The sequence below is a fragment of the Actinoplanes sp. NPDC048796 genome, from assembly GCF_040650035.1.
Classification (GTDB): Bacteria; Actinomycetota; Actinomycetes; order Mycobacteriales; family Micromonosporaceae; genus Actinoplanes.
Genome location: NZ_JBEZGO010000009.1, coordinates 80,341 through 105,484, shown reverse-complemented (window position 1 = coordinate 105,484; position 25,144 = coordinate 80,341). Strand labels below are relative to the sequence as shown.

23 protein-coding genes and 1 pseudogene are annotated in these 25,144 nt (G+C 71.1%); 8 read left to right on the top strand and 16 right to left on the bottom strand.

The window, feature by feature from the left end; all coding sequences use genetic code 11:
* Positions 1-109: 109 nt before the first annotated feature.
* Positions 110-2,035, bottom strand: a complete 1,926-nt coding sequence (locus tag AB0C26_RS31805; RefSeq protein ID WP_360255001.1) for a Xaa-Pro dipeptidyl-peptidase — start codon at positions 2,033-2,035, stop codon at positions 110-112.
* A 132-nt stretch (positions 2,036-2,167) separates the two neighbouring features.
* Here AB0C26_RS31805 and AB0C26_RS31800 point away from each other — a divergent pair, with 132 nt between their 5' ends.
* A complete protein-coding gene (locus AB0C26_RS31800) occupies positions 2,168-3,526 on the top strand; it encodes a UTP--glucose-1-phosphate uridylyltransferase (RefSeq protein ID WP_360254999.1) in 1,359 nt (452 codons plus the stop codon).
* Here AB0C26_RS31800 and AB0C26_RS31795 read toward each other — a convergent pair.
* Complete coding sequence (locus tag AB0C26_RS31795) at positions 3,523-3,903, bottom strand: nuclear transport factor 2 family protein (RefSeq protein WP_360254997.1); 381 nt, start codon at positions 3,901-3,903, stop codon at positions 3,523-3,525. The two genes, AB0C26_RS31800 and AB0C26_RS31795, sit on opposite strands and share 4 nt — an antisense overlap.
* A gap of 180 nt (positions 3,904-4,083) precedes the next feature.
* Between AB0C26_RS31795 and lon the strand changes: the two genes are divergently transcribed.
* Positions 4,084-6,336: an endopeptidase La gene (gene lon, locus AB0C26_RS31790; RefSeq protein ID WP_360255497.1), complete on the top strand. Its 2,253-nt coding sequence runs from the start codon at positions 4,084-4,086 to the stop codon at positions 6,334-6,336.
* A gap of 48 nt (positions 6,337-6,384) precedes the next feature.
* On the opposite strand, the gene AB0C26_RS31785 is transcribed toward lon, so the two are convergent.
* Positions 6,385-7,188 carry a DNA-formamidopyrimidine glycosylase family protein gene (locus tag AB0C26_RS31785; protein WP_360254995.1) on the bottom strand — a complete coding sequence of 268 codons (804 nt, stop codon included), beginning with the start codon at positions 7,186-7,188 and terminating at the stop codon, positions 6,385-6,387.
* 12 nt (positions 7,189-7,200) lie between these two features.
* Positions 7,201-8,424: a hypothetical protein gene (locus AB0C26_RS31780; RefSeq protein WP_360254993.1), complete on the bottom strand. Its 1,224-nt coding sequence runs from the start codon at positions 8,422-8,424 to the stop codon at positions 7,201-7,203.
* A 248-nt stretch (positions 8,425-8,672) separates the two neighbouring features.
* On the opposite strand from AB0C26_RS31780, the gene AB0C26_RS31775 reads away from it, so the two are divergent.
* Positions 8,673-10,130 (top strand): glycosyl hydrolase, encoded by a 1,458-nt coding sequence (locus tag AB0C26_RS31775; protein WP_360254991.1) that lies wholly within the window; start codon positions 8,673-8,675, stop codon positions 10,128-10,130.
* A gap of 62 nt (positions 10,131-10,192) precedes the next feature.
* On the opposite strand, the gene AB0C26_RS31770 is transcribed toward AB0C26_RS31775, so the two are convergent.
* The 7 genes and pseudogenes from AB0C26_RS31770 to AB0C26_RS31740 all read right to left on the bottom strand — a co-directional run.
* Positions 10,193-10,738, bottom strand: a complete 546-nt coding sequence (locus tag AB0C26_RS31770; protein WP_360254989.1) for a hypothetical protein — start codon at positions 10,736-10,738, stop codon at positions 10,193-10,195.
* Positions 10,739-10,938: 200 nt separating this feature from the next.
* Positions 10,939-11,544: a response regulator transcription factor gene (locus AB0C26_RS31765; protein WP_360254987.1), complete on the bottom strand. Its 606-nt coding sequence runs from the start codon at positions 11,542-11,544 to the stop codon at positions 10,939-10,941.
* A 130-nt stretch (positions 11,545-11,674) separates the two neighbouring features.
* Complete coding sequence (locus AB0C26_RS31760) at positions 11,675-12,733, bottom strand: hypothetical protein (protein WP_360254985.1); 1,059 nt, start codon at positions 12,731-12,733, stop codon at positions 11,675-11,677.
* 889 nt (positions 12,734-13,622) lie between these two features.
* Positions 13,623-14,306, bottom strand: coding sequence for a class F sortase (locus tag AB0C26_RS31755; protein ID WP_360254983.1), 684 nt, complete (start codon positions 14,304-14,306; stop codon positions 13,623-13,625).
* The gene (locus tag AB0C26_RS31750) at positions 14,303-14,959 is read right to left on the bottom strand and encodes a DUF4142 domain-containing protein (protein WP_360254981.1); all 657 of its coding nucleotides are present in this window, start codon (positions 14,957-14,959) and stop codon (positions 14,303-14,305) included. Before AB0C26_RS31750 ends, AB0C26_RS31755 begins: the two co-directional genes overlap by 4 nt.
* Positions 14,960-15,060: 101 nt before the next feature.
* The gene (locus AB0C26_RS31745; RefSeq protein ID WP_360254979.1) at positions 15,061-15,885 is read right to left on the bottom strand and encodes an alpha/beta hydrolase; all 825 of its coding nucleotides are present in this window, start codon (positions 15,883-15,885) and stop codon (positions 15,061-15,063) included.
* Between the two features lie 120 nt (positions 15,886-16,005).
* A pseudogene (locus AB0C26_RS31740) lies at positions 16,006-16,272 on the bottom strand (helix-turn-helix domain-containing protein); the annotation flags it as partial.
* 184 nt (positions 16,273-16,456) lie between these two features.
* On the opposite strand from AB0C26_RS31740, the gene AB0C26_RS31735 reads away from it, so the two are divergent.
* Complete coding sequence (locus AB0C26_RS31735; protein ID WP_360254977.1) at positions 16,457-17,089, top strand: VTT domain-containing protein; 633 nt, start codon at positions 16,457-16,459, stop codon at positions 17,087-17,089.
* A 57-nt stretch (positions 17,090-17,146) separates the two neighbouring features.
* On the opposite strand, the gene AB0C26_RS31730 is transcribed toward AB0C26_RS31735, so the two are convergent.
* The gene (locus AB0C26_RS31730; protein WP_360254975.1) at positions 17,147-17,512 is read right to left on the bottom strand and encodes a BlaI/MecI/CopY family transcriptional regulator; all 366 of its coding nucleotides are present in this window, start codon (positions 17,510-17,512) and stop codon (positions 17,147-17,149) included.
* Between the two features lie 54 nt (positions 17,513-17,566).
* Positions 17,567-19,525: an alpha-1,4-glucan--maltose-1-phosphate maltosyltransferase gene (locus AB0C26_RS31725; RefSeq protein WP_360254973.1), complete on the bottom strand. Its 1,959-nt coding sequence runs from the start codon at positions 19,523-19,525 to the stop codon at positions 17,567-17,569.
* 197 nt (positions 19,526-19,722) lie between these two features.
* Here AB0C26_RS31725 and AB0C26_RS31720 point away from each other — a divergent pair, with 197 nt between their 5' ends.
* Positions 19,723-19,929: an FG-GAP repeat protein gene (locus tag AB0C26_RS31720; protein ID WP_360254971.1), complete on the top strand. Its 207-nt coding sequence runs from the start codon at positions 19,723-19,725 to the stop codon at positions 19,927-19,929.
* A gap of 10 nt (positions 19,930-19,939) precedes the next feature.
* Positions 19,940-20,932, top strand: a complete 993-nt coding sequence (locus AB0C26_RS31715) for a phosphatidylinositol-specific phospholipase C (RefSeq protein ID WP_360254969.1) — start codon at positions 19,940-19,942, stop codon at positions 20,930-20,932.
* On the opposite strand, the gene AB0C26_RS31710 is transcribed toward AB0C26_RS31715, so the two are convergent.
* Positions 20,919-21,860: an SDR family oxidoreductase gene (locus AB0C26_RS31710; protein WP_360254967.1), complete on the bottom strand. Its 942-nt coding sequence runs from the start codon at positions 21,858-21,860 to the stop codon at positions 20,919-20,921. The two genes, AB0C26_RS31715 and AB0C26_RS31710, sit on opposite strands and share 14 nt — an antisense overlap.
* 121 nt (positions 21,861-21,981) lie before the next feature.
* Between AB0C26_RS31710 and AB0C26_RS31705 the strand changes: the two genes are divergently transcribed.
* Together AB0C26_RS31705 and AB0C26_RS31700 are read left to right on the top strand one after the other, a co-directional pair.
* Complete coding sequence (locus AB0C26_RS31705; protein WP_360255495.1) at positions 21,982-22,815, top strand: helix-turn-helix transcriptional regulator; 834 nt, start codon at positions 21,982-21,984, stop codon at positions 22,813-22,815.
* Between the two features lie 10 nt (positions 22,816-22,825).
* Positions 22,826-23,647, top strand: a complete 822-nt coding sequence (locus tag AB0C26_RS31700) for an SAM-dependent methyltransferase (protein WP_360254965.1) — start codon at positions 22,826-22,828, stop codon at positions 23,645-23,647.
* A gap of 3 nt (positions 23,648-23,650) precedes the next feature.
* Here the strand turns inward: AB0C26_RS31700 and AB0C26_RS31695 are convergent, their stop codons facing one another.
* Positions 23,651-24,553, bottom strand: a complete 903-nt coding sequence (locus tag AB0C26_RS31695; RefSeq protein ID WP_360254963.1) for a CU044_5270 family protein — start codon at positions 24,551-24,553, stop codon at positions 23,651-23,653.
* Positions 24,546-25,121 (bottom strand): RNA polymerase sigma factor, encoded by a 576-nt coding sequence (locus AB0C26_RS31690; protein ID WP_360254961.1) that lies wholly within the window; start codon positions 25,119-25,121, stop codon positions 24,546-24,548. The genes AB0C26_RS31695 and AB0C26_RS31690 overlap by 8 nt, the downstream gene beginning before the upstream one ends.
* Positions 25,122-25,144 lie beyond the last annotated feature (23 nt).

Below are 25,144 nucleotides of genomic sequence, written 5' to 3'. Positions count from 1 at the left end.
GTGATCAGTTCCGTGGCAGCAGCATACCCGGGAGGTATGACGGGAAACTGCGTCGGCGGTCACTGTTGGGAAACAGCACCCCAACAGTGACCGCACAGCTGCCGGAGAGTCAGGGCACCAAAGGATCGAATCGCGGCGGGGCGAACGTCCTCGGCGCGGGCGCCGTCGACACCGCCGGGGCGCTGGCGCCGGGCCGGGGCAGGCGGCCCACCAGCGGCAGGGTCAGGGAACTGCCGCGCAGGTCGAGGCCGATGGTGGCGCCGGTCGACTGTGGCGTCGAGTACTCGTTGTCGCTGGCCTGCAGGATCAGGCCCAGCACGTGGCCGGCGGGCAGGCGCTGGTCGGTCGCCTGCATCGGCACGGTCACCGTGTACCAGCGGTCCGGCCGCAGCGGCGTGGTGAACCGCAGCGACACGTGGTGGGCCGCGTCCTGCCAGCCCCGGGTCAGGATCGCGTGGTCGGCAGTGGTCAGGCTCGGGGCGGTGTCGCGGTAGCAGGCGTCGTCGGCCGTGGTCGAGGCGCCCCAGCACGATTCGGTGGCCAGTGTGGTGATGCCCTCGCCGCGGGCCAGGTAGTTGACGCGGGTGGCGGTGCCGTAGTCGACGAGCCGGGCGGTCAGCTCGGTCGTCGGCTTGTCGACCCGCACCCGCAGGGTCACCGACGGGGTGCCGGAGACGCGAACCTCATGGGTCAGCGGTGCGGTCAGGAAGGCCAGGCGGCCGGCGACCGCGGCTCCGGGGTTCGCGACGGCGGTGGCCTCGTCGAGGGCGGGCGCGTCGGTCCACGTACGGACGGCTCGGCCGGACCCCCCACCCAGCGTGCCCGTCGTCCCGTCGCCGTTGCCGAGCGTGATGCGCTGCGACGTCACGCGGGCGGCCGGCCAGGTCCGCTCGTTCACCCACGTACCGGGTGTCGTCTCGATCGACACCGCCGGCTCGCGGTCGATCCCGTTGCGCAGGCCCTGCAGATAGCGGTCGAACCACCGGTGCAGGGTGTCGACCCAGTCGGCGCGCCGCAGGTCGAAGGGGTCCACGTGGCCGGCTTGCGAAAGCCACATCTTCTTGGGTACGCCGAGACGGCCCCACCATTGAGCGAACTGATCGGTCGTCACGTTGGTGTCGTTCAGCCCGTGCGCGATGAACACGCTGGCGTGCACGCGGCGCGCGTCCGGCCGGAAGTTCCGCTCGGCCCAGTACGCGTTGTAGTCGCCGGTCGCGTCGTCGCTGCCCTCGTCCAGCCGCTCGAGCGTCGCCGCACAGGCGGAAGCGGGGCGCCCGTTGACGTACGAGAAAAGGTATTCCGGATAGTCCTCGACCCGCGGCACGCCGTTGTAGCGCTGGTAGTCGTACCAGCTCGAGATGGCGGAGATCGGCACGATCGTCTCCAGGCCCTCGACGCCGGTCGCGGCCACGCCGTTGGCCACCGAGCCGTCCCAGGACTTGCCGATCATCCCGGTACGCCCGTTGGTCCAGCCGGTGGCGACGGCCGGGGTGCCGTCGGCGTACGTGGCCTCGGCCCGCCCGTTCAGCCAGTCGACGACGGCCTTGCCGCTGAGCACTTCCTCGCGGCCGCCGACGTCCATGCACCCGGTGGAGCGCCCGGTGCCGGCCAGGTCGGCGGCGACGAACGCGTAGCCACGCGGCACGAAGTAGTTGTCGTAGTAGAGCGGCTGCTTGACGATGGTGCCGTCGGCGTCGTACTGCTTGCGCTCGCTCTCGTTGCCGCGCCCGCAGCAGGAGTAGTAGGGCGAGCCCTCGAGGATGACCGGCACCTTCAGGTGCCGCTGGGCCGCCTCGCGCGGCCGCACGATGTCGACGGCGACCTTGTCGGGCACCCCGTCCTCGTCGTTGTCCAGCCGCGTCTGCACCCAGACGCTTTCCCGGACGGCGTTCTCGTAGGAGTAGACCGGCACGGTCTCCCCGCCTTGGATGTGCGGCACCGCGCTCGCCTCGGCCGGCCCGGCCGAGACGATCAGGGTGGCGCCGACCCCGGCCACGACGGCCAGGGCGAGCCTTCGCTTCAAAGTTCCGGACATCGACGCATCGTAAATCATCGATGACGCTCGGCCGCGCGGCTGTCCGCGGGCGGACCCCAATCACCCCGTCGCGGTGTGGCGTCTGGGCTGAGCCCCGATAATGGGGAACGTTGCCAAATCTCGGAGGATCACATGGACACGCCCGGTTACGTGGCGGCGACGCTGGCCAAATCGGAGAAGGACGGCGCCCACCCGGCCGAGCTGGCCGCGCTGCGCCGCCGGCTCGAGCAGCTGGAACAGCCGCGGGCCGGGCTGCTCTCGGGTGACGACCTGGAGCCGCTCGACGACGTGACCGCGCTCGAGGACCTGCCCGAGCCGCCGGCCGAGCGGGCCCGCGAGATCCTCGACCGGCTGGTCGTGGTCAAGCTCAACGGCGGGCTCGGCACCAGCATGGGCCTGACCGGGCCGAAATCCCTGCTCGAGGTCAAGCCCGGCCGCAGCTTCCTCGACATCATCGCCACCCAGGTCACCGCCGTCCGCGAGCGGTACCACGCGCGCCTGCCGCTGCTGCTGATGAACTCGGCCGCCACCCGCGGTCCGTCGCTGGCCGCGCTCGAACGCTACGACGGCGTCAGCGACTTCCTTCAGGGCCGCGAGCCCAAGCTGCGCGCCGACGACCACTTCCCGGTCGAGTGGCCGGCCGATCCCGAGCTCGAGTGGTGCCCGCCCGGGCACGGCGACCTGTACACCGCGCTGACCGCCTCCGGCAAGCTCGACGAGCTGCTCGACGCCGGCCTGCGCTGGTGCTTCGTGTCGAACTCCGACAACCTGGGCGCCACCGTCGACGTGCGGCTCGCCGCCTGGATGGAGGACGAGCAGGTCCCGTTCGCGATGGAGGTCGTCCGGGGCACGCCGGCCGACCGCAAGGGCGGTCACCTCGCCCGCCACGAGGGCCGGGTCGTGGTCCGCGAGACCGCTCAGGTGCCCGACGGCGACACCTCGTTCACCGACGTCGAGCGGTGGCGGTTCTACAACACCAACAACCTCTGGATCGACCTGGAGACGCTGCGGCGGTTGCAGCGGGACGACCCGGGCGCGCCGGTTCTCCCGCTCATCGTCAACCACAAGACCGTCGACCCCAAAGACGCTTCCAGTACGCCCGTGGTCCAGCTCGAGACGGCGATGGGCGCCGCCATCGGCTCCATCGACGGTGCCCGCCCGGTGCTGGTCCCGCGTACCCGCTTCGCGCCCGTCAAGACCACGAACGACCTGCTGGTGGTCCGGTCGGACGCCTACGAGCTGGGCCAGGACGGCCAGATGCGGCCGGTCTACGAGGGCCGCGGCCCGGTCGTGACCCTCGACCCCGAGCTGTTCAAGCTGATGCCCGGTTTCGAGCAGCGCTTCCCGGCCGGCCCGCCGTCCCTGCGCCGCGCCACCCGCCTCACCGTCGACGGCGACGTCACCTTCGGCGCGAACGTCGTCGTCGAGGGCGAGGCCCACGTGACCGGCCCCCGGCACATCCCCGACGGCGAGGTTCTCCAGGGCAGCTAGCGCTCCACCAGATGCTCGCGCCCCGGCGGGGGATCGTAGGCCTCGGGCCAGTAGTCGACGATCCGGCTGATCAGCCCGTGTTCCGACATGTCCAGCCACACGCAGGCGTCCACCCGCTCGTCACCCACCCGCACATCGAGCCACAGGGCGGCGGCACGGCCGTCGGCGATCACCCGCCGTACCCGCAAATGCCAGTCACCGGGATAGTCCGCGTTGAAGCCGACGAACGCGGACCGTCCCCGGATGCGCTCCCGGGTCTGCGGCATCTCGTAGACGACATCCTCGGCCAGCAGCTCGGTCAGGCCCGGCCAGTCCCGGCTCTCCATCCGCGCGACGTAGTCGGACGCGGTCTGCCGGCTTCTCGAGGTCTCGTCCACCCGGGCGACCGTACCCAGCGTGGGCAAGCGGCGGAGCTGCCGGTTCCGCTCCCAGCGAACGGTGGAAGATCCTCGGAGGCCGTGAGGTTGAGCCCCGCATACTCAACTTTTCGGAGGTGCCGGGTGGTTAGCAAGCGACTCCCCGTGTTGTTCCTGGACGACATCGTTCTGCTGCCGGGCATGGTCGTGCCGGTCGAGCTGGACGAGCCGGCCCAGGCCGCCGTCGACGCGGCCCGCACCTCGGCCGGCTCCGAGCTGCTGATCGCTCCGCGGCTCGAGGACCGGTACGCGTCGCATGGCGTCGTGGCCAGCGTCCAGCAGGTCGGCAAGTCCCGCGGCGGAACGCCCGCCGCCGTTCTGCGTACCGGCGTGCGCGCCCGCATCGGCGGCGGCGTGACCGGGCCCGGCGCGGCCCTGTGGGTCGAGGTCGAGCCGGTCGCGGCCGGTGTGCCGAGCGAGCAGGCCCGGGAGCTCGCCGCCGCGTACAAGAAACTGGTCGTCTCGGTCCTCCAGCGCCGCGAGGCGTGGCAGGTCATCGACTCGGTCAGCGCCATCGACGACCCCGGCGACCTGGCCGACACCGCCGGCTGGGCGCCCTATCTGACCAACGACCGCAAGCGTGAGCTGCTGGAGACCCCCGACGTGGAGGCCCGGCTGCGGCTGCTGATCGAGTGGACCGGCGACTTCCTGGCCGAGTCCGAGGTCAGCGACAAGATCGAGCACGACGTTCGCGAGAACGTCGAGAAGCGCAACCGCGAGTACCTGCTCCGCGAGCAGCTGAAGGCCATCCGCAAGGAGCTCGGCGAGGACGAGGCCGAGGGCAACGACGACTACCGCGCCCGCGTCGAGGCGGCCGACCTGCCCGGCGATGTCCGCGAGGCGGCGCTGCGCGAGGTCGGCAAGCTCGAGCGGGCCGGCGACCAGAACCCGGAGGCGGGCTGGATCCGCACCTGGCTCGACACGGTCCTCGACCTGCCCTGGAACGTGCGTACCGACGACAACACCGACCTGGCCGCGGCCCGGGGTGTGCTCGACGCCGACCACCACGGCCTGGACGAGGTCAAGGACCGCATCGTCGAATACCTGGGCGTCCGCGCCCGCCGCGAGTCCCGCGGCCTGACGACGGTCGGCGGCCGCGGTTCCGGCGCGGTGATCCTGCTGGCCGGCCCGCCCGGAGTCGGCAAGACGTCGCTGGGTGAGTCGGTCGCCCGTACCCTCGGCCGGAAGTTCGTCCGGGTCGCTCTGGGCGGCGTCCGCGACGAGGCGGAGATTCGAGGCCATCGGCGCACGTACGTCGGCGCTCTTCCCGGGCGCGTCGTGCGGGCCATCCGCGAGTCCGGCTCGATGAACCCGGTCGTCCTGCTCGACGAGGTCGACAAGGTCGGCAGCGACTACCGTGGCGACCCGGCGGCGGCCCTGCTCGAGGTGCTCGACCCGGCGCAGAACCACACGTTCCGCGACCACTACCTCGACCTGGACCTCGATCTGTCGGACGTGCTGTTCATCGCCACCGCGAACGTGCTCGACACGATCCCGCAGGCGCTGTTCGACCGGATGGAGCTCATCTCGATCGACGGCTACACCGAGAGCGACAAGGTCGCCATCGCCCGCGACTTCCTGGTGCCGCGGCAGCTGGAGCGGGCCGCGCTGTCCGAGGGCGAGGTGACCGTCACCGAGGACGCGCTCCGCGAGATCGCCGCCAATTACACCCGAGAGGCCGGCGTACGGTCGTTCGAGCGCCTGCTGGCGAAGGCGTTCCGCAAAGCCGCCCTGGGCGACCTGCCCGTCACGGTGGACGCGGGCGACCTCAAGGACCTGATCGGCCGGCCCCGGTTCACCCCGGAGTCGTCCGAGCGGACCGCCGTTCCCGGCGTGTCGACCGGCCTGGCCGTGACCGGCATGGGCGGTGACGTGCTCTACATCGAGGCGTCGCTGCTGCCCGGCGACAAGGGCGGCCTGTCGGTCACCGGCCAGCTCGGCGACGTGATGAAGGAGTCGGCGCAGATCGCGCTCTCGTACGTGCGGGCGCACGCCGAGGAGCTGGGCATCTCACCCGAGCAGCTGGACCACCCGATCCACCTGCACGTGCCCGCGGGCGCGGTGCCGAAGGACGGCCCGTCGGCCGGCGTCACGATGACCACGGCCCTGGTCTCGCTGCTGCTCGGCCGCAACGTGCGGGCCGAGGTCGGCATGACGGGAGAGGTGTCGCTGACCGGCCGGGTCCTGCCGATCGGCGGCGTGAAGCAGAAGCTGCTCGCCGCCCAGCGGGCCGGTCTGACCGAGGTCTACCTGCCCCAGCGCAACGAGCCCGACCTGGACGACGTGCCGGCCGACGTGCTCGAGGCCCTGACCGTCCACATCGTCTCCGATGTCCGCGAGATCCTGAGCACGGCCCTGGAGCCGGTCTCGGCCGGCCTGGTCACCGCCGCCTGATCCACCGAGCTTCACCAGAGGCCCGTCCGGGTAACGGACGGGCCTCTGCTACAGGGTCTGCTCGGCGGTGCACCACCAGCTGGTGCGGCCGCCCACCTTGCTCATGGACATCGGGGCGCCGTCTCGGGGGCAGTGAGCACCGGCGACGCGGTAGGGGATCACCTTCAAGGTGTGTACGCCGCCGTCTCTGATGGCGGCTCGGACGGCCTGGCGGGTGGCGCGCAGGAGGCGGTCGATGTCGTCGGGGGTCAGGCGGTCCACCCGCCGGGCGGGGTTCAGGCGGGCCGACCACAGGATCTGGTCGGCCAGCAGGTTGCCTATGCCGGCGATCGCGTCCTGGTCGAGCAGGCGGGCCTTGACCGGGGCGGTGCCGAACGTCAGCGCCGCGCGGAACTGGGCGGGGGTCACCGTGGCCGCGTCGGGGCCCAGGGCCTCGACCGGTGGATCGAGGCGGACGCGGCCCAGGCGGCGCGGGTCGACCAGCATGAGGCGGCCGCCGTCGGCGAAGAGCAGGGCGAAACGCGACCAGCGGTAGTCGCCGGGCACGCGGCGGCCCTCCCAGTAGTCGCCGCCGTCGATCTCACCGCCGTCCGGGTCGGCGATCACGATCTTGCCCGACATGCCCAGATGGATGCCCAGCTCGGGGCCGTCGTCGCCGGTGTCGCACCACATGCTCTTGCCGCGCCGGTGGGCCCGTACGAGCTCCCGGCCCAGCAGAGCGTCCCTGATCTGGCCCGGCGCGTGCGGGCGGCAGACGTACGAGTCGGAGTCGTCGACGTCGATGATCTTGCGGCCGAGGCCGGACCGTTCGATGACCGCGCGGGCCGACTCGACCTCGGGCAGCTCCGGCATTGTCGTCCCCGTTCAGTCCAGTTTCTCGGTGCTGTCCGGGGGATACCCGAGTTCGGCGCCGGCACGCAGGATGATCCGGTTGTTCCGGTGGCGGGCCGGCTCGGAATGGCTCACGAAGCTGGCCGTGCTCACCGTGTTGCCCTCGAAGGTGACGTTGCTCAGGTCGCCGTCGAGGATCGGCGGGTCCTGCGATCCGGCGCTCGTGATGGTGTTGCCCGTGACTGCGATCGCGGCGGCGGCCACGGCGAAGGTGCCGTCGGTGTGCAGCACCAGGCCGCCGTGCGAGTCGCGGAACGTGTTGTGCCGCAGGACGATGCCGCGGGCCGACGAGTCGGGCCGGTCGCCGCCGATCTCCAGAACGCCCTGGATGTCCGACCCGGTGTTGTCGTGCACGTCGAGGCCGTCGGCGTAGTTCCACACCTCGACGAAGCCGCCGTCGTACCCGTAATCGCTGCTGGGGGCCCGGCACGCCGTACAACTGCTGTGGCCGATCTCGACGTCGCTCGCCTGGACCGCGAAGCCGATGGCGCCGTAGTCGTCGTCGCCGCCCGGGGTGTCGAGCACCATGTGCAGGTCGCGGACCGTCACCCGGTCGGCCGTGGCGCCGCGTGCCTTGAGCAGCACGCCGACGCCGGCGTGATCGACGGTGCTGGACCGTACGGCGCTGCCCGCGCCCCGGACCTCGATGGCGTTGCCGGCCGCGTTGGTGACCCTGATGTTCTCGGCGACCTGGTGCTCGCCGGTGAGCACCACCACGCTGTCGGCGCCGGTCGGCGCGCCGTCGATGACCGGGAGCGGGCCCGTCCCGTACGCGGTCAATCGGGTCTTGTCGCCGCGCAACCGGACCGTCGTCGTCCAGGTGCAGCCCCGGGCCAGCTCGATCACCGCGCCGGGCCCGGCAGCCCGGGCGGTGGCGGCCCGGATGCTGCGCAGGGGCTTAGCGAGCGTTCCCGTGTTGCCGTCGTCACCCTTCGCGCAGTCGACGTGGACACCGTCGTCGTCGGGGATCGCCGGCTTCGGGTCGATTGACGACTTCGGGTCGACTGACGGCGTCGGCGCGGGGGACGTGACCAAGGCGGCCGGGTCGACGCTCTCGGTGGCGCTGACCGAGGGCGCCGGTCTGCTCACGCTCGCGGGCGCGGCGCCGGTGGGGGAGAAGCCCGCCGCGATCAGCCCGCCGCCCAGCGCGATCGACATGGCGGTCAGCGCCAGCGGGAGGCGGTGTCGGCTGGGCATTGGGCCACCCTATCCGACCTGCGGCTTTGTCATATCGATCATGATCATCGGGCGGGCTGGCACGCGGCGGTCATTGCCGAACCCCGGTTTCGGCGCTTACCGTCATCGATAGACGCCTCGCCGGGACGGGCCCCTCAACGACGAGCCTCCCGGGCGTTCGCCACCCCCTCGACCACGGCCGGCCGCCGCGCCTCTCCACCGCGCGCCGCCGTGCGTCACACCCCCTCCACGTAAGGGCTCGGTTCCGTATGCGCACCCTCCGTCTTCGTGCCACCGCCCTGGCCGGTTCCGTGCTGCTGAGCACGCTGCTGCCGGCCCCGCCCGCCCACGCCGGCTCGGCGCCCACTCTCGCGGGCCGGCTGGCCGCGGTCCAGGCCGCGAACACGATCAACTACTACCCGTCGAACGCCGGCTGGACCTCCATGTGGACCAATTTCGACGTGGTACGCCTCCACGCCGACCTCAACAAGGCGGCCGCGCTCGGCGCCGACAGCGTCCGGGCCATCGTCTTCCCGCAGACTTTCGGCTATCCGGTGCCTTCCACGACGTACACCACTGAATTGAGCACTTTTGTCGACCTGGCCGAAGCCAACGGCCTCGACGTCAAGCTGACCCTGTTCGACTGGTGGTCCGGCTACTCGGACGTCGCGGGCAGCATCACCTGGGCGCAGACGCTGGTGGCGCCGTACGCGAACGACCCGCGGGTGATCGCCGTCGAGCTCAAGAACGAGATCTCGCCGACCGACGCCACCGCGATGACCTGGGCTCGCCAGCTGATCCCGGCGATCCGGACGACCGCGCCGGCCATGCCGATCACCCTGACCGTCGACGGTGCCAGCGGCGCCACCGGCATGGGCACCCTCAAGACGCAGCTGGCCACCACGCCGCTGGACTACTACGACTTCCACTTCTACGGCGCCTCGGAACGGTCCCTGGCCGAGATCCGCCGCGCGCAGACCGCCGTGGCCCCGGATCCGATGGTCATCGGCGAGACCGGCCTCAGCACCGTCGCCGCCTCCGAGGGGGAACAGGGCGCGTACCTGGCCCGGGTCTTCCGCGCGGCCGGCGAGGCGGGCGTCGGCTCGGTCGCGCCGTGGACGCTCAACGACTTCGCGGCCGGGGCCATCCCGGCCAACTCCTCGGTGTCGACCCAGCCCGCGCAGTACAAGTTCGGCCTGCACCGCACCGACGGCACCCCGAAGTTCAGCGCCTCGGTGGTGGACGGGGCGTGGACGACCGGATCCACCCCGAACAGCATCCTGAACCTGGGCTTCGAGGCGGCCGCCGCCGAGTCGCCGTGGCGGCAGTACCTGCCGCAGGCCGGCGCCGCGGTCGTCACCACCGAGTCGGCCCGTACGGGAACCCGGTCGGCGAAGTTCTCCGGCACGACCCGCTCCGGCAGCAACCTGCCCTCGCTGCTCACGTCCCCGATCACGCCGGTGCAGGCCGGGCAGGCGTGGCACGCGGAGGCGTACGCCCGAGGGGCCGGCGCCACGGGCGTCACGGAGATCGCGCTGAGCTGGTTCGACATCAACGGCACGTGGATCGGCCAGAACACGTCGAACCGCCTGCCGACCGGCACCACCGGATGGACGAAGCTGGCGGTGGACACGGTCGCGCCGGCCGGAGCCGCGAGCGTGCAACTGCATCTGAAGTCCGGCGACAACACCGGAACCGTGTACTACGACGACGTCGCCCTCTCCTGACGCGCTGACGCGGCCGTCCCCGCCGGAGGGGACGGCCGCATCTCGCCGGGGGTCGGCGAGTCTCAGAGCCCGCCGAGCAGGGCCAGCAGGAAGTTCAGGATCGCGGCCAGGGAACCGGCGGTCGGCGTACCGTCGAGCAGCCCGACGATCGCGCAGAGCAGGTTGCCGAGCAGGTTCCCGGGCGCGGACACCGCGGTGATGACCAGGTGCACCTGGTTCAGGTCGACCACGAGGCCGAGCAGGTCGAGGTGCAGCGGGCCGAGCGTCAGATCGAGCACCCGGCACGTGGCCTGGGCGACGGCGGCGGGCGCGGTGACCGGCTGGTTGACGGTGCCGACGGCGTTGCCCGCGGCATCGGTCAGCGTGCCGGTCAGGGTTCCGGTGGCGACCAGGTTGCCGCCCGGCGCGGCGAACTTGGTGGGCGTGAAGCCGCCGGCGAACGTGCCGGTCTTGCCGGCGGCATCCGTGAAGGTGCCGGTGACGGGGGCGCTGGGGACGGCGGTCGTGGTGGCGGGCGCGGCGGTGGCCGGGCCGGCACCCACCGCGGTCAGGCCCAGGGCCGCGACCAGGGTGACGGCGAGTATCGAGAGCCTCTTCCGAAGTGCCATGGTTCCTCCTGCCGATTCACTGTTGACGCTGATAAGCATCGATGCGTACGGCGCCTCGCCCCAGTGACCGCTGCCATCGGGATCGCTGACAAAAGTCACGTTTCCCCTTCGTCGGAGTCACCTTTCGCCTTCGTCGGAGCCACCTTTCGCCTTCGTCGGAGTCACCCCTCGCCTTCGTCAGAGCCACCCCCTCGCCCTCGTCAGAGCCATCCTGAGCTTTCGGCGAGCCGGACGGCCTCGAGCCGGTTCCGGGCGCCGGTTTTCCGCAGAATCACCGAGATGTGGTTACGGACGGTCCCGGCGGCCAGATGCAGACGAGCGGCGACCTCCCGGGACGGCACCCCCGACGCGGCGACGCTCAGCACGTCCAGTTCCCGCGCCGACAGCGGACTGCGCGGCGCGGCCACCATGGCCACGGCCAGCCCGGCGTCGATGACACGCTCACCCCGGGCGGCCCGCCGGATCCCCCGCACCAGCTCGCAGGGCGCGGCCTGAGTGCCGACCACGCCACGGATCTGAGCGTCCAGCGCCCGGTTGAGCCGCCCCGGATCGTCCGGCCCGGCCAGCACGAGCACGGCACAGCCGGGTTGCTCGACACTGAGCCGCCCCAGCAACCGCAGCCCGTCCCCGGCCAGCAGCCCCACATTGACAACGGTGACATCCGGCGCCACGGCCCGCGCCATATCGGGCGCTTCCCCAAGACAACCAAGCTCGGCAACGACGTCGAAGTCCTCTTCAAGCGAAAGGGTCGCGGCCAGAGCACCGCGCAGAAGATTCATAGGTTCAACCAGCAGAATGCGAATCACAGTGGCCTCCCAGCCAGGATCAAAGCGGTGGGAAGGCCGGCGCCCAGCGTCATTTCACGTGGCCGAGCCCGGCCGGACGACGCGACACCGGTTCACTGCACCGGCGCCGGTCCGATTCCGAACCGCCGATCTAGCTGGGAGGACCGAAATAATTGGTGGTACGCCCGCAAGCGCTCACATCCACGCCACCAGCAACATGCGAGGCACAGCCCTCCGGCCACCAGGCCGAGGAAACGGTAGCCAGAAGAGGCCCACCGCCACCCCCGCCGTCACGCACCGAAGCACCCCCGCCGGCCCGCTCACCGGGCTGCGCCGGCACTCCGGGCTGCGCTGGCACTCCGGGCTGCGCCGGCATCCCGGGTTGCGCCGGCATCCCGGGATGGGTCGATACCCCGGGCTGCGCCGGCACCCCGAGCTCGGGCGCTCCCGGCGCCGATCCCCTCCGGCTGGCGTTTTCCCAGAGGCCCTTTTGACCGCGATCACAGTGGACCGCTACAAGCCTCACACCGTCGCGGTGCTCGCCCTGATCGCCGTCGCCGCGGCGGTTGCTGTCGCTGTGGTCCGCATTGTCGCCGTTGCTGAGGTCGGCACCGTTGCCGTTGCTGAGGCCGGCACTGTTGCCGTTGCCGTTGTTGGGGTCGGCGCCGTTGCCGTTGCCGTCACTGTCGCTGTGGCCGGCGTTGCCGCTGTCGTCACGCCACTGCAAGGCGAGGCCACCATAAGCCGAAATTTCGGGCATACGAGGACCCGCAGATGCGGTAATTGCCGCAGTCGCCAAGCTTTCGCCCATCGTCACCAGCCCAGGCGACAGAATCCGAACTTGCGCGACATTCACATCCGGCAGTGAGCGGCCGTCAATATCCAGACCGAGCCGCACCTGCGGCGAAAGGCCGCCGGCGCCCAGCCCGACCCCCGTTCGCGACGAAAGACCGGCGGAACCCCGATCCAACAATCCCGAAGATCCAGAGGTGTCCAGGCTCAGCAGGCCCGCTGGCGAGGGGAGGCCCAGGTCTAGTTCCGCAGAGGCGGAGAGGCCGGCGGTGCCCAGTCCGATTCCCCCGAGGCCGTTTGTGTGGTTGGAAAGGCCGGCTGTGCTCGGGCCGAGGAGGTTCAGCGGGCTTACGTGGGTGGAAGGTTCGACGCGGCTCGCGGCGGTGGAGAAGGAAGGAATCTCCACGTCGAGTGGCACTGATGTCGGCGTCCTGACCGAACCTTCGAGGGGCGCGGCGATGATCGGCGCTTCAGCTCTTGAGGTCGATACTTTCCGGCCGATCGCCTGGTGAACTGAGGACGTTGCCCGCTTCGCTATCGGAAGGCGCGTACTCGTGCGTGCTCCGGTGGCTTTTGGGCTCTTCGCAGTCACCGATGTGGGCGCCCGCAGAGGAGCGAGCACGCGATTCGTGGCCTTGACGCCCGCCGTTTTGCGAATGTTGCTGACCGATGGCGTGAGCTTCCGGGATGCCGTCTTCGCCGGGGTGAGCTTCCGGGACACCGTCTTGGCCGGAATGGGCTGCCGAGATGCGGCCTTCGCCGGAGTGAGCTTCCGGGATGTGGTCTTGGCGGGGGTGAGCTTTCGGGATTCGGTCCTCGGGTGCGTGAGCTTTTGGTCCCCGAGAGGCGTGACCCTGCGAGCCGCTTTCTCTCCCGGGTGGGCGGCGGAGGAGGAGGCGGGTTTGTGGTCGGCGCCCTTTCGGGGGGAACTCTTGGGGGCCGCAGGCCGCGAAGAAGGATTTATCCGGTCTCTCGCAGTTTGAACTACGTGGTTGACGTCTTCCGGGAGGGGGACCGCCGCGCCGTCGTCGGCCTGGGCGGCGTGGTCGAGAAGCGTCAAGGCCGAATAAGCGGCCATGGCCAGGGCGATCAGGAGCAGGAGGCGAGCCGCGCGCGGCATCGTAGGCTCCGCCCGGTGCCCGCGCATGGCCTACCTCCCCAGCTCTCATCGTCAGCTATCGATGATTGCTACCCGCTTCAGGTCCGCTGACACACGGGGAGGGAAGACCAATTCGTCGTCCTGGCAGTCGATCACGACGGTCCATCGTTCGGCGCGGCTCGCTCGGCGCGCCGGGCCGCCCGCTGGACTACCCGGTTCGGCTCGACGGCGGATTCGCGCTGAGGGGTTCGGCGTAGACGACGACGTTGTGGCTGTAGGTGCCGTTGCGGAAGGAGCCGCCGCAGGTCACCAGGGCGAGGCGAGGCGCGGTGTCCGTACGGAAAAGGTCCGCCGGTAGGCGTTGTTTGGCGTAGCTGCGCCGGGCTACCGCCTTGTAGGTCAGCACCTGATCGCCGGCGCGCACCTCGATCATCGTGCCCAGTGGCATGGTCTCGAGTCGGAAGAGGGCGCCCGGTCCGTCGGCGGCGGTGTCGACATGGCCGGCGATCAGGACGGTTCCGCGGGGCGAGCCCGGTGTGGCCGACCCGATCCACCAGCCCAGCCGCGCCGGATCGTCCGGGACGGCCAGGGACCGGTCGGCGTTGACACCGACCGAGGTCACCGGAGCGTCGACCTTCGGCTCGCCGATCACTAAACGGGTCGGCGGGGCCCAGGAGGGCGGATCCGAGGAGGGCGGAACCGAGGTGGGCGGGGCCGGGGACGGCGGCGCCCAGCTGGGGCGGGAGATGGGGGAGGCCGGTATCGCGCCCGCGTCGGCCGGTGGGCCGCCGGGTGAGACGGCCAGCGCCAGGCCGGCGGCCGTGGCGGACAGGCCGGCGGCGAGGGCTGCCCAGCCCGTCGCGCGCCGGCCGTCCGGGCGGGTTCGGGTCATGCGGTGGTGGTGCGCCGCCGGCGCAGCAGCAGTGCCGCGGCCACGGTCAGCAGCGCCCCGAGGGCGATCAGGGCCACCGCCGGAGCGGTGAGCGTGCGCTCGGCGGCCAGGCCGCCGGTCCCGGTGCCGATGCTGGACGGCACGCCGAGGGAGCGGGCGGCGTCGTCCAGCAGGTCGTGATGCGCGGCGATGACCGGCGCCGCGGCCTGGGCGTTCTTCTTGGCGGCGGCGTCGTTGCCCTGCGCGATCTCCTTCTTTCCGTTGGCCATGGCCGCCATGTGGGCGTCCATCTGCGTCGAGACGAACAGGGTGTCGAAGGCGTCACCGGAGGTCTGCTGGTACCGGGCCGCCACGGCCTGCTGCTTCTCGTTCGGCGCCGAAGGCAGGTCCACCCCGAGCTGGGTGGCGGTTTGACGGACGGCCGCGTCCAGCTTGGTGTGGTCGGCCACGAACCGGGCGCCCAGGTCCTTGACCTGCTGACTCTGGCCCTTCTGCTGGGCCAGCCGGCCGCCGGAGATCTCGGCGAGGTTCGACTGGTGGGCCGCCTTGAGGTAGGCGGCGTCCTGGTCGGAGGGCGCGGCCTGCGCGGCGGTCGCGGGCAGCAGGAGCAGACCGGCGACGCTCAGGGCGGCGGCCATGCGCTTGACGAACATTGACTAAGTCCTCTCGTTGGGAGCGGGTGGCGGATACCCGCGCCCTTCGGGGATATGCGTCGATCGACGCAGCAATCGACGCAACCCCGGAAAGAGAGGAGCTACTGCTTGATCCACTCGAGGATGTCGGCGTCGAGTTTGTCCTGGTAGTCGCCCTGGATGCCGTGCGGGGCGCCCTCGTACACCTTCAGCGTTCCGTCCTTGACCAACTTGATCGACTTGAGGGCGGCGTCGCCGATCGGGACGATCTGATCGTCGTCGCCCTGCGCGATCAGGATCGGCACGGTCAGCGCCTTGAGGTCCTCGGTGAAGTCGGTCTCGGAGAAGGCCTTCACGCAGTCGTACGCGGCGGCCAGGTTCACCAGCATGCCCTGGCGCCAGAAGTCGTCCTTGTCGCCCTGCGAGACGGCCCGGCCGTGGTTGGCGCCGAAGAAGCTCTCGGACAGGTCCTTCCAGAACTGCGAACGGTCCTTGAGAACGTTGGCCCGGATGCCGTCGAACACGTCGATCGGCAGGCCGTCCGGGTTGGCGTCGGTCTTGACCATGAGGGGCGGCACGGCCCCGGCGGTGATCACCTTGGCCACCCGGCCCTGCTGCTGGCCGTACTGCGCGGCGTAGCGGACGACCTCGCCGCCACCGGTCGAGTGACCGACGAGGATCACGTCGTGCAGGTCCAGCGCCTCGATCACGGCGGCCAGGTCACGGGCGTACGTGTCCATGTCGTTGCCGGTGTAGGTCTTCTCCGACCGGCCGTGACCGCGCCGGTCGTGGGCGATGGTCCGGTACCCGGCGTCGGCGAACCTCTTCAGTTCGACCTGCCAGGCGTCCGAGCTCAGCGGCCATCCGTGGCTGAGCACGATCGGCTGTCCGCTGCCCTGCTCGGTGTAGTAGATCTCGACTCCGTCGGGGGTGGTGATGAACGGCATCGCTGGGCTTCCTTCTCGAGTAGCGACGTGCTGCGGATGCGAGATGGTTGCCCGCCGAAGCATCGGCCCGAACCGGTTCTTGCCGCTCCTCACACTTCTCCCAGAGCGCGTTTCGCCTGGTCAGCGGTGGGGCTGTCCCCCACGCGCGCTGGGGGACAGCCCTACCCGATATGCCGAGGGGCTCACGCCCACGTGCCGGTGGAAAAGGGCGCGCATGTTGGCTCCGCTGCCCAGCCCGGAGAGTCGGGCGATGGCTTCCAGACCGTGGGCACCCTGTTCGATGAGGCGGCAGGCCAGGGTGACGCGCTCGGTGGTCAGCCAGGCCAGGGGCGTGGTGCCGAGCTCGGCCCGGAAGCGCCGGTGCAGGCTGCCGGCGCTCATGCCGCCACGGCGGGCGAGATCGGCCCCGACGTGACCTCGACCGCGGCCGGCGGCAAGCCGGCCTGGAGTGAAACGTGACGCGTCACGTCGTGTGGTTCGGAAGTACCTACAGCGTGTAGGTTTCGCTCACTGCTGGGTGGAGACACGACCAGAGAACGCGACTGATCCTCAGAAAAGGCGGCGCCATCCGATGACGGCAGCTCTCGGCCCCTCGTTCCTCGACCCGGAACATCTGATCTCCACCTTCGGGCTGATCGGGATCCTGGCCATCATCTTCGCCGAGTCGGGGCTGCTGATCGGCTTTTTTCTGCCCGGCGACTCGCTGCTGTTCACCGCCGGCCTGCTGGTGGCCGGCGGGACGTACCTCAAGCAGCCTTTGTGGCTCATGTGCCTGCTGGTTTCGGTGGCGGCCGTGGCCGGGGACCAGTTCGGTTACCTGTTCGGCCGCCGATTCGGGCCGGCGCTCTTCCGGCGGCCGGACTCGCGGCTGTTCAAGCAGGAGAACCTGACGCGGGCCGGCGGCTTCTTCGACAAGTACGGGGCCCGGTCCATCATCCTCGCGCGATTCGTTCCGATCGTACGGACTTTCACGCCCATCGTGGCCGGGGCCAGCCGCATGCACTACCGCACGTTCCTGCTCTACAACGTGGTCGGTGGCACGCTGTGGGCCTGCGGGGTGACCATCCTCGGCTATTTCCTGGGGCAGGTCGCGTTCGTCAAGTCGAACATCGAGCTGATCCTTGTCGCTATCGTCGCCGTATCGGTCGTTCCGGTCGGCATCGAACTCCTGCGCGGTCGGCGGCGTACCCGGTCCGGCTCTTGATCGGACAGCTCGCGACGGCCTTGAGGGCCGCCGGCGGCGGCAGGTGGACGGCGAAGGTCACGACTCGTCGGCCAGCAGCTGCCGCAGGAGGGCGGCGTCGGACTCGTCGAGCGTTCCGACGAACTGCTGGAGGACCTTGGACCGGTCGGGGCGGCCGGTGAGCGCGGCGCTCATCCGGGCGGCCGCCGCGGTGGCCGCGTCCTGGGTCGGCCAGTAGGCGTGCCCGCGGCCCGCCCGGCGCCTCTGGACGGTTCCCTTGTCGTACAACCGAATGAGAATGGTCTGCACGGTGTTGTAGGCGAGGTCGCCGCCGAGCGCCTCCTGCACCTCGGTCGCGGTCATCGCGTCGTCCGCGGCCCACAGCACGCCCATGGCCGCCGCTTCCAGGCTGCCGGGCGTGCGCCGCCCGCCCTTCGTCGTCACCGTCGCCGACCTCCCGGCTCAGGATAGCCGCATCGATCCGACAGTTTGTAGGAGCTAGGCCAGGCGGACGTGGATGATGTGGATCGGCTCCGTGGCCGGGCCGAGGCGGACGAAGTTGTGCTCCGAGAAGTTCCAGCGCTCGCCGGTGATCAGCTCGTGGGCCACGAACGAGTCGGTCCAGTTCAGGCCCAGATCGGGCATGCGCAGGTGGATCCACGTGTCGCGGGTGACGTCCGGTTCGAGATTGGCCACCACCACGATCACGTCGTCGCGGTCGTAGACCCGGCGCGACTTCGAGAAGACCAGCACGTTGTCGTCGTCGGCGCTGTGGAAGCGCAGGTTGCGCAGGCGGTGCAGGGCGGGGTGGGCGCGCCGGATCTCGTTGATCAGCTTCAGGTAGGGGGCGCCGTTCGGTGCGGTCCAGTCCCGGTTCTTGTACTCGTACTTCTCGTTGTCGATCTGCTCCTCGGCCCCGGGCCGCGGGACGCGTTCCATCAGCTCGTAGCCGGCGTAGATGCCGTACGACGGGGAGAGCGTCGCGGCCAGCGCCGCCCGCATCATCCAGGCCTCCGGCCCGCCGCGCTGCATGAACGGCGTGAGGATGTCGTGAGTGGTCGGCCAGAAATTCGGGCGCATGTACGCGGCGGCCGGGCCGGCCAGCTCGGTGCAGTACTCCTCGAGCTCGGGCTTGGTGTGCCGCCAGGCGTAGTACGTGTACGACTGCTGGAAGCCGACCTTCGCGAGGGTGTGCATCATCGGCGGCCGGGTGAACGCCTCGGCCAGCCAGATGACGTCCGGGTCGGTGTCGGCGATCAGCCGCTCCCACAACCACAGCGGCTTGGTGTGCGGGTTGTCGACCCGGAAGATGGTGACGCCGTGGTCGAGCCAGACGCGGACCACCCGCAGGATCTCCGCGTACAGGCCCTCGGGGTCGTTGTCGAAGTTCAGCGGATAGATGTCCTGATATTTCTTCGGCGGATTCTCGGCGTACGCGATGGAGCCGTCGGCCCGGGTGGTGAACCACTCCGGGTGGGCCGCGACCCACGGATGGTCGGGCGCGCAGTTCAGGGCCAGGTCGAGGGCGACCTCCAGGCCCAGCTCGCGGGCTCGGGCCACGAACGCGTCGAAGTCGTCGAAGGTCCCGAGGTCGGGGTGTACGGCGTCGTGCCCACCCTCCTCGGACCCGATGGCATAGGGCGAACCGGGATCCTCGGGCTCGGCGCGCAGCGAGTTGTTGCGCCCCTTGCGGTTGACCCGGCCGATCGGGTGGACCGGCGTCAGGTAGACCACGTCGAAGCCCATGTCGGCCACGGCGTCGAGGCGCCGGGCGGCGGTGGCGAAGGTGCCGCTCACCCAACGGCCCGATTCCTCGTCGAAGTGGGCGCCCTCGGACCGGGGGAACAGCTCGTACCAGGCGCCGTAAAGGGCCCGGTCCCGCTCGACCAGCCAGGGGAGGTCGGCCGACGGGCTGACGAAGTCGCGCAGCGGCCGCGCCCGCAATTCATCGCGTACGGCCTCGGAGACACCCGCGCTCAACCGCCCGGCCGGCGTCCGCGCGGTGTCGCGCAGGGCGGTGACCGCCTCGGTCAGCGGCGTGCACTGCTCCTTGGTCCGCGGCACCTCGGCCACGGCCCGCTCGAGGACCCGCGCGCCCTCCTCGAGCATGAGCTCGACGTCGACCCCCGCCTCGACCTTGATGACGGCGTCGTGGTGCCACGTCCCGTACGGATCGGACCAGCCCTCGACCCGGAACGACCACCGCCCGGCCCGGTCCCCGCTGACGGTGGCCGCCCACGCGTCCAGACCGGCGTTGACCCGCGTCATCGGCACGGCGTGCTCCTGCCCGTGCGGGTCGGTGAGCACCACGGTGGCGTTCACCGCGTCATGCCCCTCGCGGAACACGGTCGCCGTGACCTCGAATTCCTCCCCGGTCACCGATTTCGCCGGCCGAGTGCCGTGCTCGACGACCGGCCCGACCCCGACCACCGGAATGCGCCCGATTGAGCTCGTCATACCGACCGACGCTAACGGACCCGGCGACATCCCGCCGGAGTTCATGTCTGCCCGCGCGGGCATCGGCAACTGACGGCGCCTCCATCACGCTCCAGCCCGTCGCGGCCCCCGCGACGCCCCGGTCCGGCGCCGGCCCGGCCACGTCCGACTTCGACGGTGCCGGCCTCGACGACATCGCCACCACCACCCGCGGCGGCGTGGTGGTCCGCTACTCGTCCGGTGGGCACGTCGATCACCTGGGTACCACCGCCGCCCTGACGAGGGGGGACTTCGACAACGACGGGTACGGCGACCTGGCCGTGGGCCTGCCCGGCGAGCGTCTCCGGCGACGAGGTGGCGCAGCCCGGATTCACCACCAACATTTACGGTTACGTTCTCTGATCCCGTACACCCGGCATCGATAGTCTTCTTTTCATGAGACGACTCGTCGCCGGCTTCGTTGTTCTTGCCGCTCTGCTCGTCGCCCCGGAACCGGCGTTCGCGGCCGACGCCTCGTACCGCACGCTCGGGGCGGCGAGCAACCCCGACTGGATGGCGTCGCTGGCCGACAGCACCAGTCTGGCCGCGCTCTCGTTGCCCGGGACGCACGAGACCATGTCGATCCACGGCGGCGTCCTGACCCAGACCCAGGAGAACTTCGGTGACAGCGGTGGCACGCTGGCCCGGCAGCTCACCGCCGGCATCCGCGTGGCCGACATCCGGGCCCGGGTCAACGGCGGCGACACCTTCACCATCCACCACGGCGCGACTTACCAGAACGCCAACTTCGACGACGTCCTGACGACGCTCGCCGACTTCCTGGCCGCCCATCCGCGCGAGACCGTCGTCCTGCGGCTCAAGCAGGAGTGCACCGGCGAGCTCGGCTCGTGCACCGACGTCTCGGGTCAGCGCGGCTTCGCCGACATCTTCGACGCGTACGTCGCCCGCTACCCGAACCTGTTCTGGGCGCCGTCCGTGAGCCGGTCGGCCGGAGCGGCGACACCGGCCCTCGGCGCGGTCCGCGGCCGCGTCGTCCTGGCCGTGGTGAACGGGCCGCGCGGCGGGCCGGTGGACCGCTATGGGCTGGCCCAGTTCGCCGGCTGGGACGACGGCTCCTCCGCCTACGTGCAGGACGAGTACACCGTGCCCAACGTCGGCGCCATCGCCACCAAATGCGACCAGGTGCGCCGCTTCCTCGACGCCACCCGGGCCGCCGACCCGTCGCTCATGTACGTCAATTTCGCCAGCGGTTCCAGCCTTTTCGCCCAGCCGCAGCAGGTGGCCGGGGGCGCGTTCGGCGTGCAGGGCGTCAACCCGTTCCTGCTCGGCTACCTCAATCAGACCGCACCGGCGCGGACGGGCATGGTGATGCTCGATTTCCCGGGCAGCGGCCTGATCGACAAGATCGTCGCGCTCAATCGCGGGTGAGGTCGTGGGTGAGCTCCTCGGACACCTCCCACACCCGCCGCGCCTCGTCCGCGCTGCGCAACCGCGAGTACAGGGGCTGCTCGGCGGGCGCGCCGGACAGATGCAGGAAGCCGCTGGGCCCGTACATCAAACCGCCCTGGGCCTGGGGTGACGTGGCGGCGTAGAGGGCGGGAAGGGCGGCACTCTCGGGCGTGCCGATCAGGATGCCGCGCCGCCCCAGCGCCCGGACCAGCCGCCCGCCCAGGGTGGGTCGCGGCCGTCCCACCTCGGGCCGGGCCTGGAGCAGGTTGGTGGCGGCGATGCCGGGGTGCGCGAGGTTGCTGGTGATGCCCCAGCCGCCGGCCCGGCTCCGCCGGTCCAGTTCGAGACCCCACAGGCCAAAGGCGATCTTCGATTGACTGTACGCACGCGCGCCGTTGTAGGAGTTCTCCCAGTTCAGGTCGTCCCAGTTGACGGCGTTCGCGTTCGCGGCCAGGCTGAGCTGCGAGGTGACGCGGGCCTGCCCGGCCCGCAGCAGCGGCAGCAGCCGGGTGATCAGGGCGACGTGGCCCAGGTGGTTGGTGCCGAACTGCAGCTCGAACCCGTCGGCCGTGGTCTGCCGCTCGGGCGGGGTCATCACCCCGGCGTTGCCGACGAGAATGTGGATCGGCCGGCCCTCGGCGGTCAGCTCGGCGCTCAGCGCGGCCACCGACTTCAGCGACGACAGGTCGAGGTCCCGCAGCGTGAGTACGGCCCGTGGGTGCTCACGCCGGATCCGCGCGATCGCCGCCTCGCCCTTGCGGGAATTCCGTACCGGCAGAAGCACCTCGGCCCCGGCCGCCGCCAGGCGCGTCGCCAGGCCCAGGCCGACGCCGTCGCTCGCGCCGGTCACCAGGGCCAGCTTTCCGCTCAGATCGGGTACGGCGATGTCGGCTTGCTCGCGTGCCATGTCGTGACTCCCTGTCACTCGACGTCGTGGTGAGACCGAGGTTGCCGGGACGCCGCGCGCTTATCCACGGCCTGACGATCCCAGGCTGAGCGCCGCCGGTGGCGGTAGAACTGAAGGCGTGATCGATCGAGCCGGGCTCGCCGAGTTCCTCCGCCACCGCCGGGAGTCGCTGCAACCGCAGGACGTGGGCCTGCCCCGCGGCCGGCGCCGCCGCACGGCCGGGCTGCGCCGCGAGGAGGTGGCGATCCTGTGCCACATCTCCGCCGACTACTACAGCCGGATCGAGCGCGAGCGCGGCCCCCAGCCGTCCGAGCAGATGATCGCCTCGATCGCCCAGGGACTGCACCTGTCCCTGGACGAGCGCGACCACCTGTTCCGGCTGGCCGGCCACAACCCGCCCACCCGCGGCGGCGGCGAGCACATCAGCCCCGGCGTGCTGCGCATCCTCGACCGGCTCACCGACACCCCGGCCGAGGTGGTCACCGAGCTCGGCCAGACCCTGCGCCAGACCCCGCTCGGCGTGGCCCTGACCGGCGACGCGAGCCGTTACACGGGTCCGGCGCGCAGCATCGGCTACCGCTGGTTCACCGACCCTGAGGTCCGCCGCCTGTATCACCCCGACGACCACCCGTTGCACTCCCGCGTCTTCGCCTCCGGGCTGCGCCGTGTCGTGACCCTGCGCGGCCCCCGCTCGTACGCGGCCCATCTGCAGAATCTGCTGCTCGAGAGCAGTGCGGAGTTCCGCGCCGTCTGGAACGAGCACGAGATCGGTGTCGGCTACAGCCACACGAAGCGTTTCGTCCACCCCGAGGTCGGCGACCTGGAGCTGACCTGCCAGTCCCTGGTGGACCCGGACCAGTCGCACGCCCTTCTGGTCTACACGGCCGTCCCCGGCAGCGAGAGCCACGAGAAACTGCAGCTGCTGTCGGTGATCGGGGCCCAGTCCTTGGGCTAGGGTCGGATTTGTGGCCGCCGGTCGGGTGGAGCGCACAGCGTCGGGCGCCGGCATGATGCGGGCGCTGGAGGCCCACGCCCGCGCGCCGCTGTTCGACGACCCCCTGGCCGGCCCTTTCCTCAGTGGCTGGCCGGCCGTCGTCGCCGGCAACCGCCTTCTGCGCGACGCCTTCCTGCGCCTGCTGGAGCGCTCCGGCCCCGGCTTCTACGGCGCGGTCGTGTGCCGCACCCGCGCCATCGACGACGCCTGCCGGGAGGCGCTGGCGACCGGCATCACCCAGGTGGTGATCCTCGGCGCGGGGATGGACACGCGGCCCTACCGTCTGGCCGAGATGAAGGCGGCGCAGATCTGGGAGCTCGACCTGCCGGCCGTGCAGGAGGCGAAGAAGGCAGCGGTCCGGCGCCGGCTGGGCCGGCTGCCGTCGCATGTACGGTACGTGCCGATCGACCTGGCCGCCCAGCTCCCGGACGGGGTGGCCGAGATCCATCCGCAGCCGGCGCTGCTGCTCTGCGAGGCGGTCACCATGTACCTGCCGCCGGCCGCCGCCGAGGCCGTCTTCGCGTACGCCGGAACCCTGCCCGAGAGCAGCCGTTTCGTGCTCACCTACATGCCGCGGTCGGTCGCCGAGGACCCCCGGCACGCCGCCTGGGCCCGGCGGCTGCGCTGGCGCAGCGCGTACGCCCCGGAGGAGCTGGCCCGCCTCCTGGCCGGCCACGGCCTGCGGGTCGTGGCCGACCTGGGAGCCGAGGACTACCAGGAGCGGTACCTGCGCCCGATCGGGCGGTCCCTGCCGGTCTTCCCCGGCGAGCGGGTCGCGGTCGCCGTCAGATAGGAATCAGGGCCGCTGACCGACCTTGTCGACGACGTGCGGTGGGGTGACCACCGAGGTGGCGGGACTGCCGAGCAGGACGTGCGTCTCCGCGTCGAAGATCCACATCACTTCGGGGGCGGACTGGCCGGGGCTCACCCAGGCCACGCCGGTGCCGGTCCGGCCGGCGGCGTCCTTCACCGAGGGGACCAGGGTGATGCCGTCCACCGTGCCGACCGCCCGGTAGAGGGCGGCCCGCTGAGCCGGCCGCAGCCAGTAGCCGTCGGCGAGCGACCACATGTCCTTGGCGACACCGTTGACGTTCACCCCCTTGTCGTCCGGGCCGGGGTTGCGCTTGTTCAGCCAGGCGATCAGGGCCTTCGGGTCGGTCGGCAGATCCGGCAGGTACGACGGCTGGGCGTCGCACGGCGCCGTGCTGACCTTCCCCGAGCTGTCAGTGCTCTTGCCCATGCCGTCGACGCAGGCCGGCAGCACGACCTTCTGCCCGTCCGAGTACTGCCCGACGGTGTCGTGTTCACCGTCGACGGAGTTCCAGGTCTCGAACCACTTCCCGCCCGGCTCGGCGGTCTTGAGGTAGACGTACTGATCCCCGCGCGGCACGACATCGGTGGTCCGGGCGGCCACGGTGGCCGCCGTGTCCAGGAACTCGGCCACCGGCACCATCGCCACCGGCGGGGCGTCCGGTTCGCGCAGGACGACCGCGCCGACGGCCCCGGCGCCGACCACCGCCGCCGCCACGGCGGCCGCGGCCAGCCGGAACGAACGCCGCGGCCGGACGGAACGCCGCGCCGGCGGCGCCGAGGCGGCCGTGAGCTCGGCCATCAGACGGGCCCGGGCGGGGGCGAGCCGGTCCGGGGAGGGCAGCGCCGTCTCGTCGCCGAGCTGCCTGGTCAGGGTGGTCTCATCCATGGTGGGCCTCCTTGTCGACGAGGTGCAGGGGATTGCTGCCACCCAGCGCGGCCCGCAGTTGGCCACGGGCCCGGTGCAGGCGCGAGCGCACGGTGCCGACCGGGATCTCCAGGGCCGCCGCGACCTGCTCGTACGTCAATTCCTCCTGCACGATCAGCAGGAACACGTCGCGGTCGCCGTCGGCCAGCCCGGCCAGGGCCGCGGTGAGTGTCTCCCGCAGCGCGGCCGCGGTGACGTCGGTGGCGACCTGCTCGGCGTGACAGCCGGCGCTGGTCTCCGGTGTCACCGCCCGATGCAGGCGCAGCTCGCGGACCTCGTCGCGGCGGTGCTGGGCGACCAGGTTGGTGGCGATGCCGTAGAGCCAGGGCCGGGCGTCCCGATGGTCGGGCTTGAACCTGTCCCGGCGCCGGAACGCGGTCAGGAACGTCTCGGCCACCAGGTCGTCGGCGTGCTGGTCGCCGAGGCGGCGGGCCAGGTAGCGATGTATGAACGGGGCGTGCCGGTCGAACAGCACGGCGAACTCTTCCGGCCGTTCTCGTGACCGGAGCAGGACAGTTGCGTCATCCACGACTGTTATCCGTCATCCGAGGC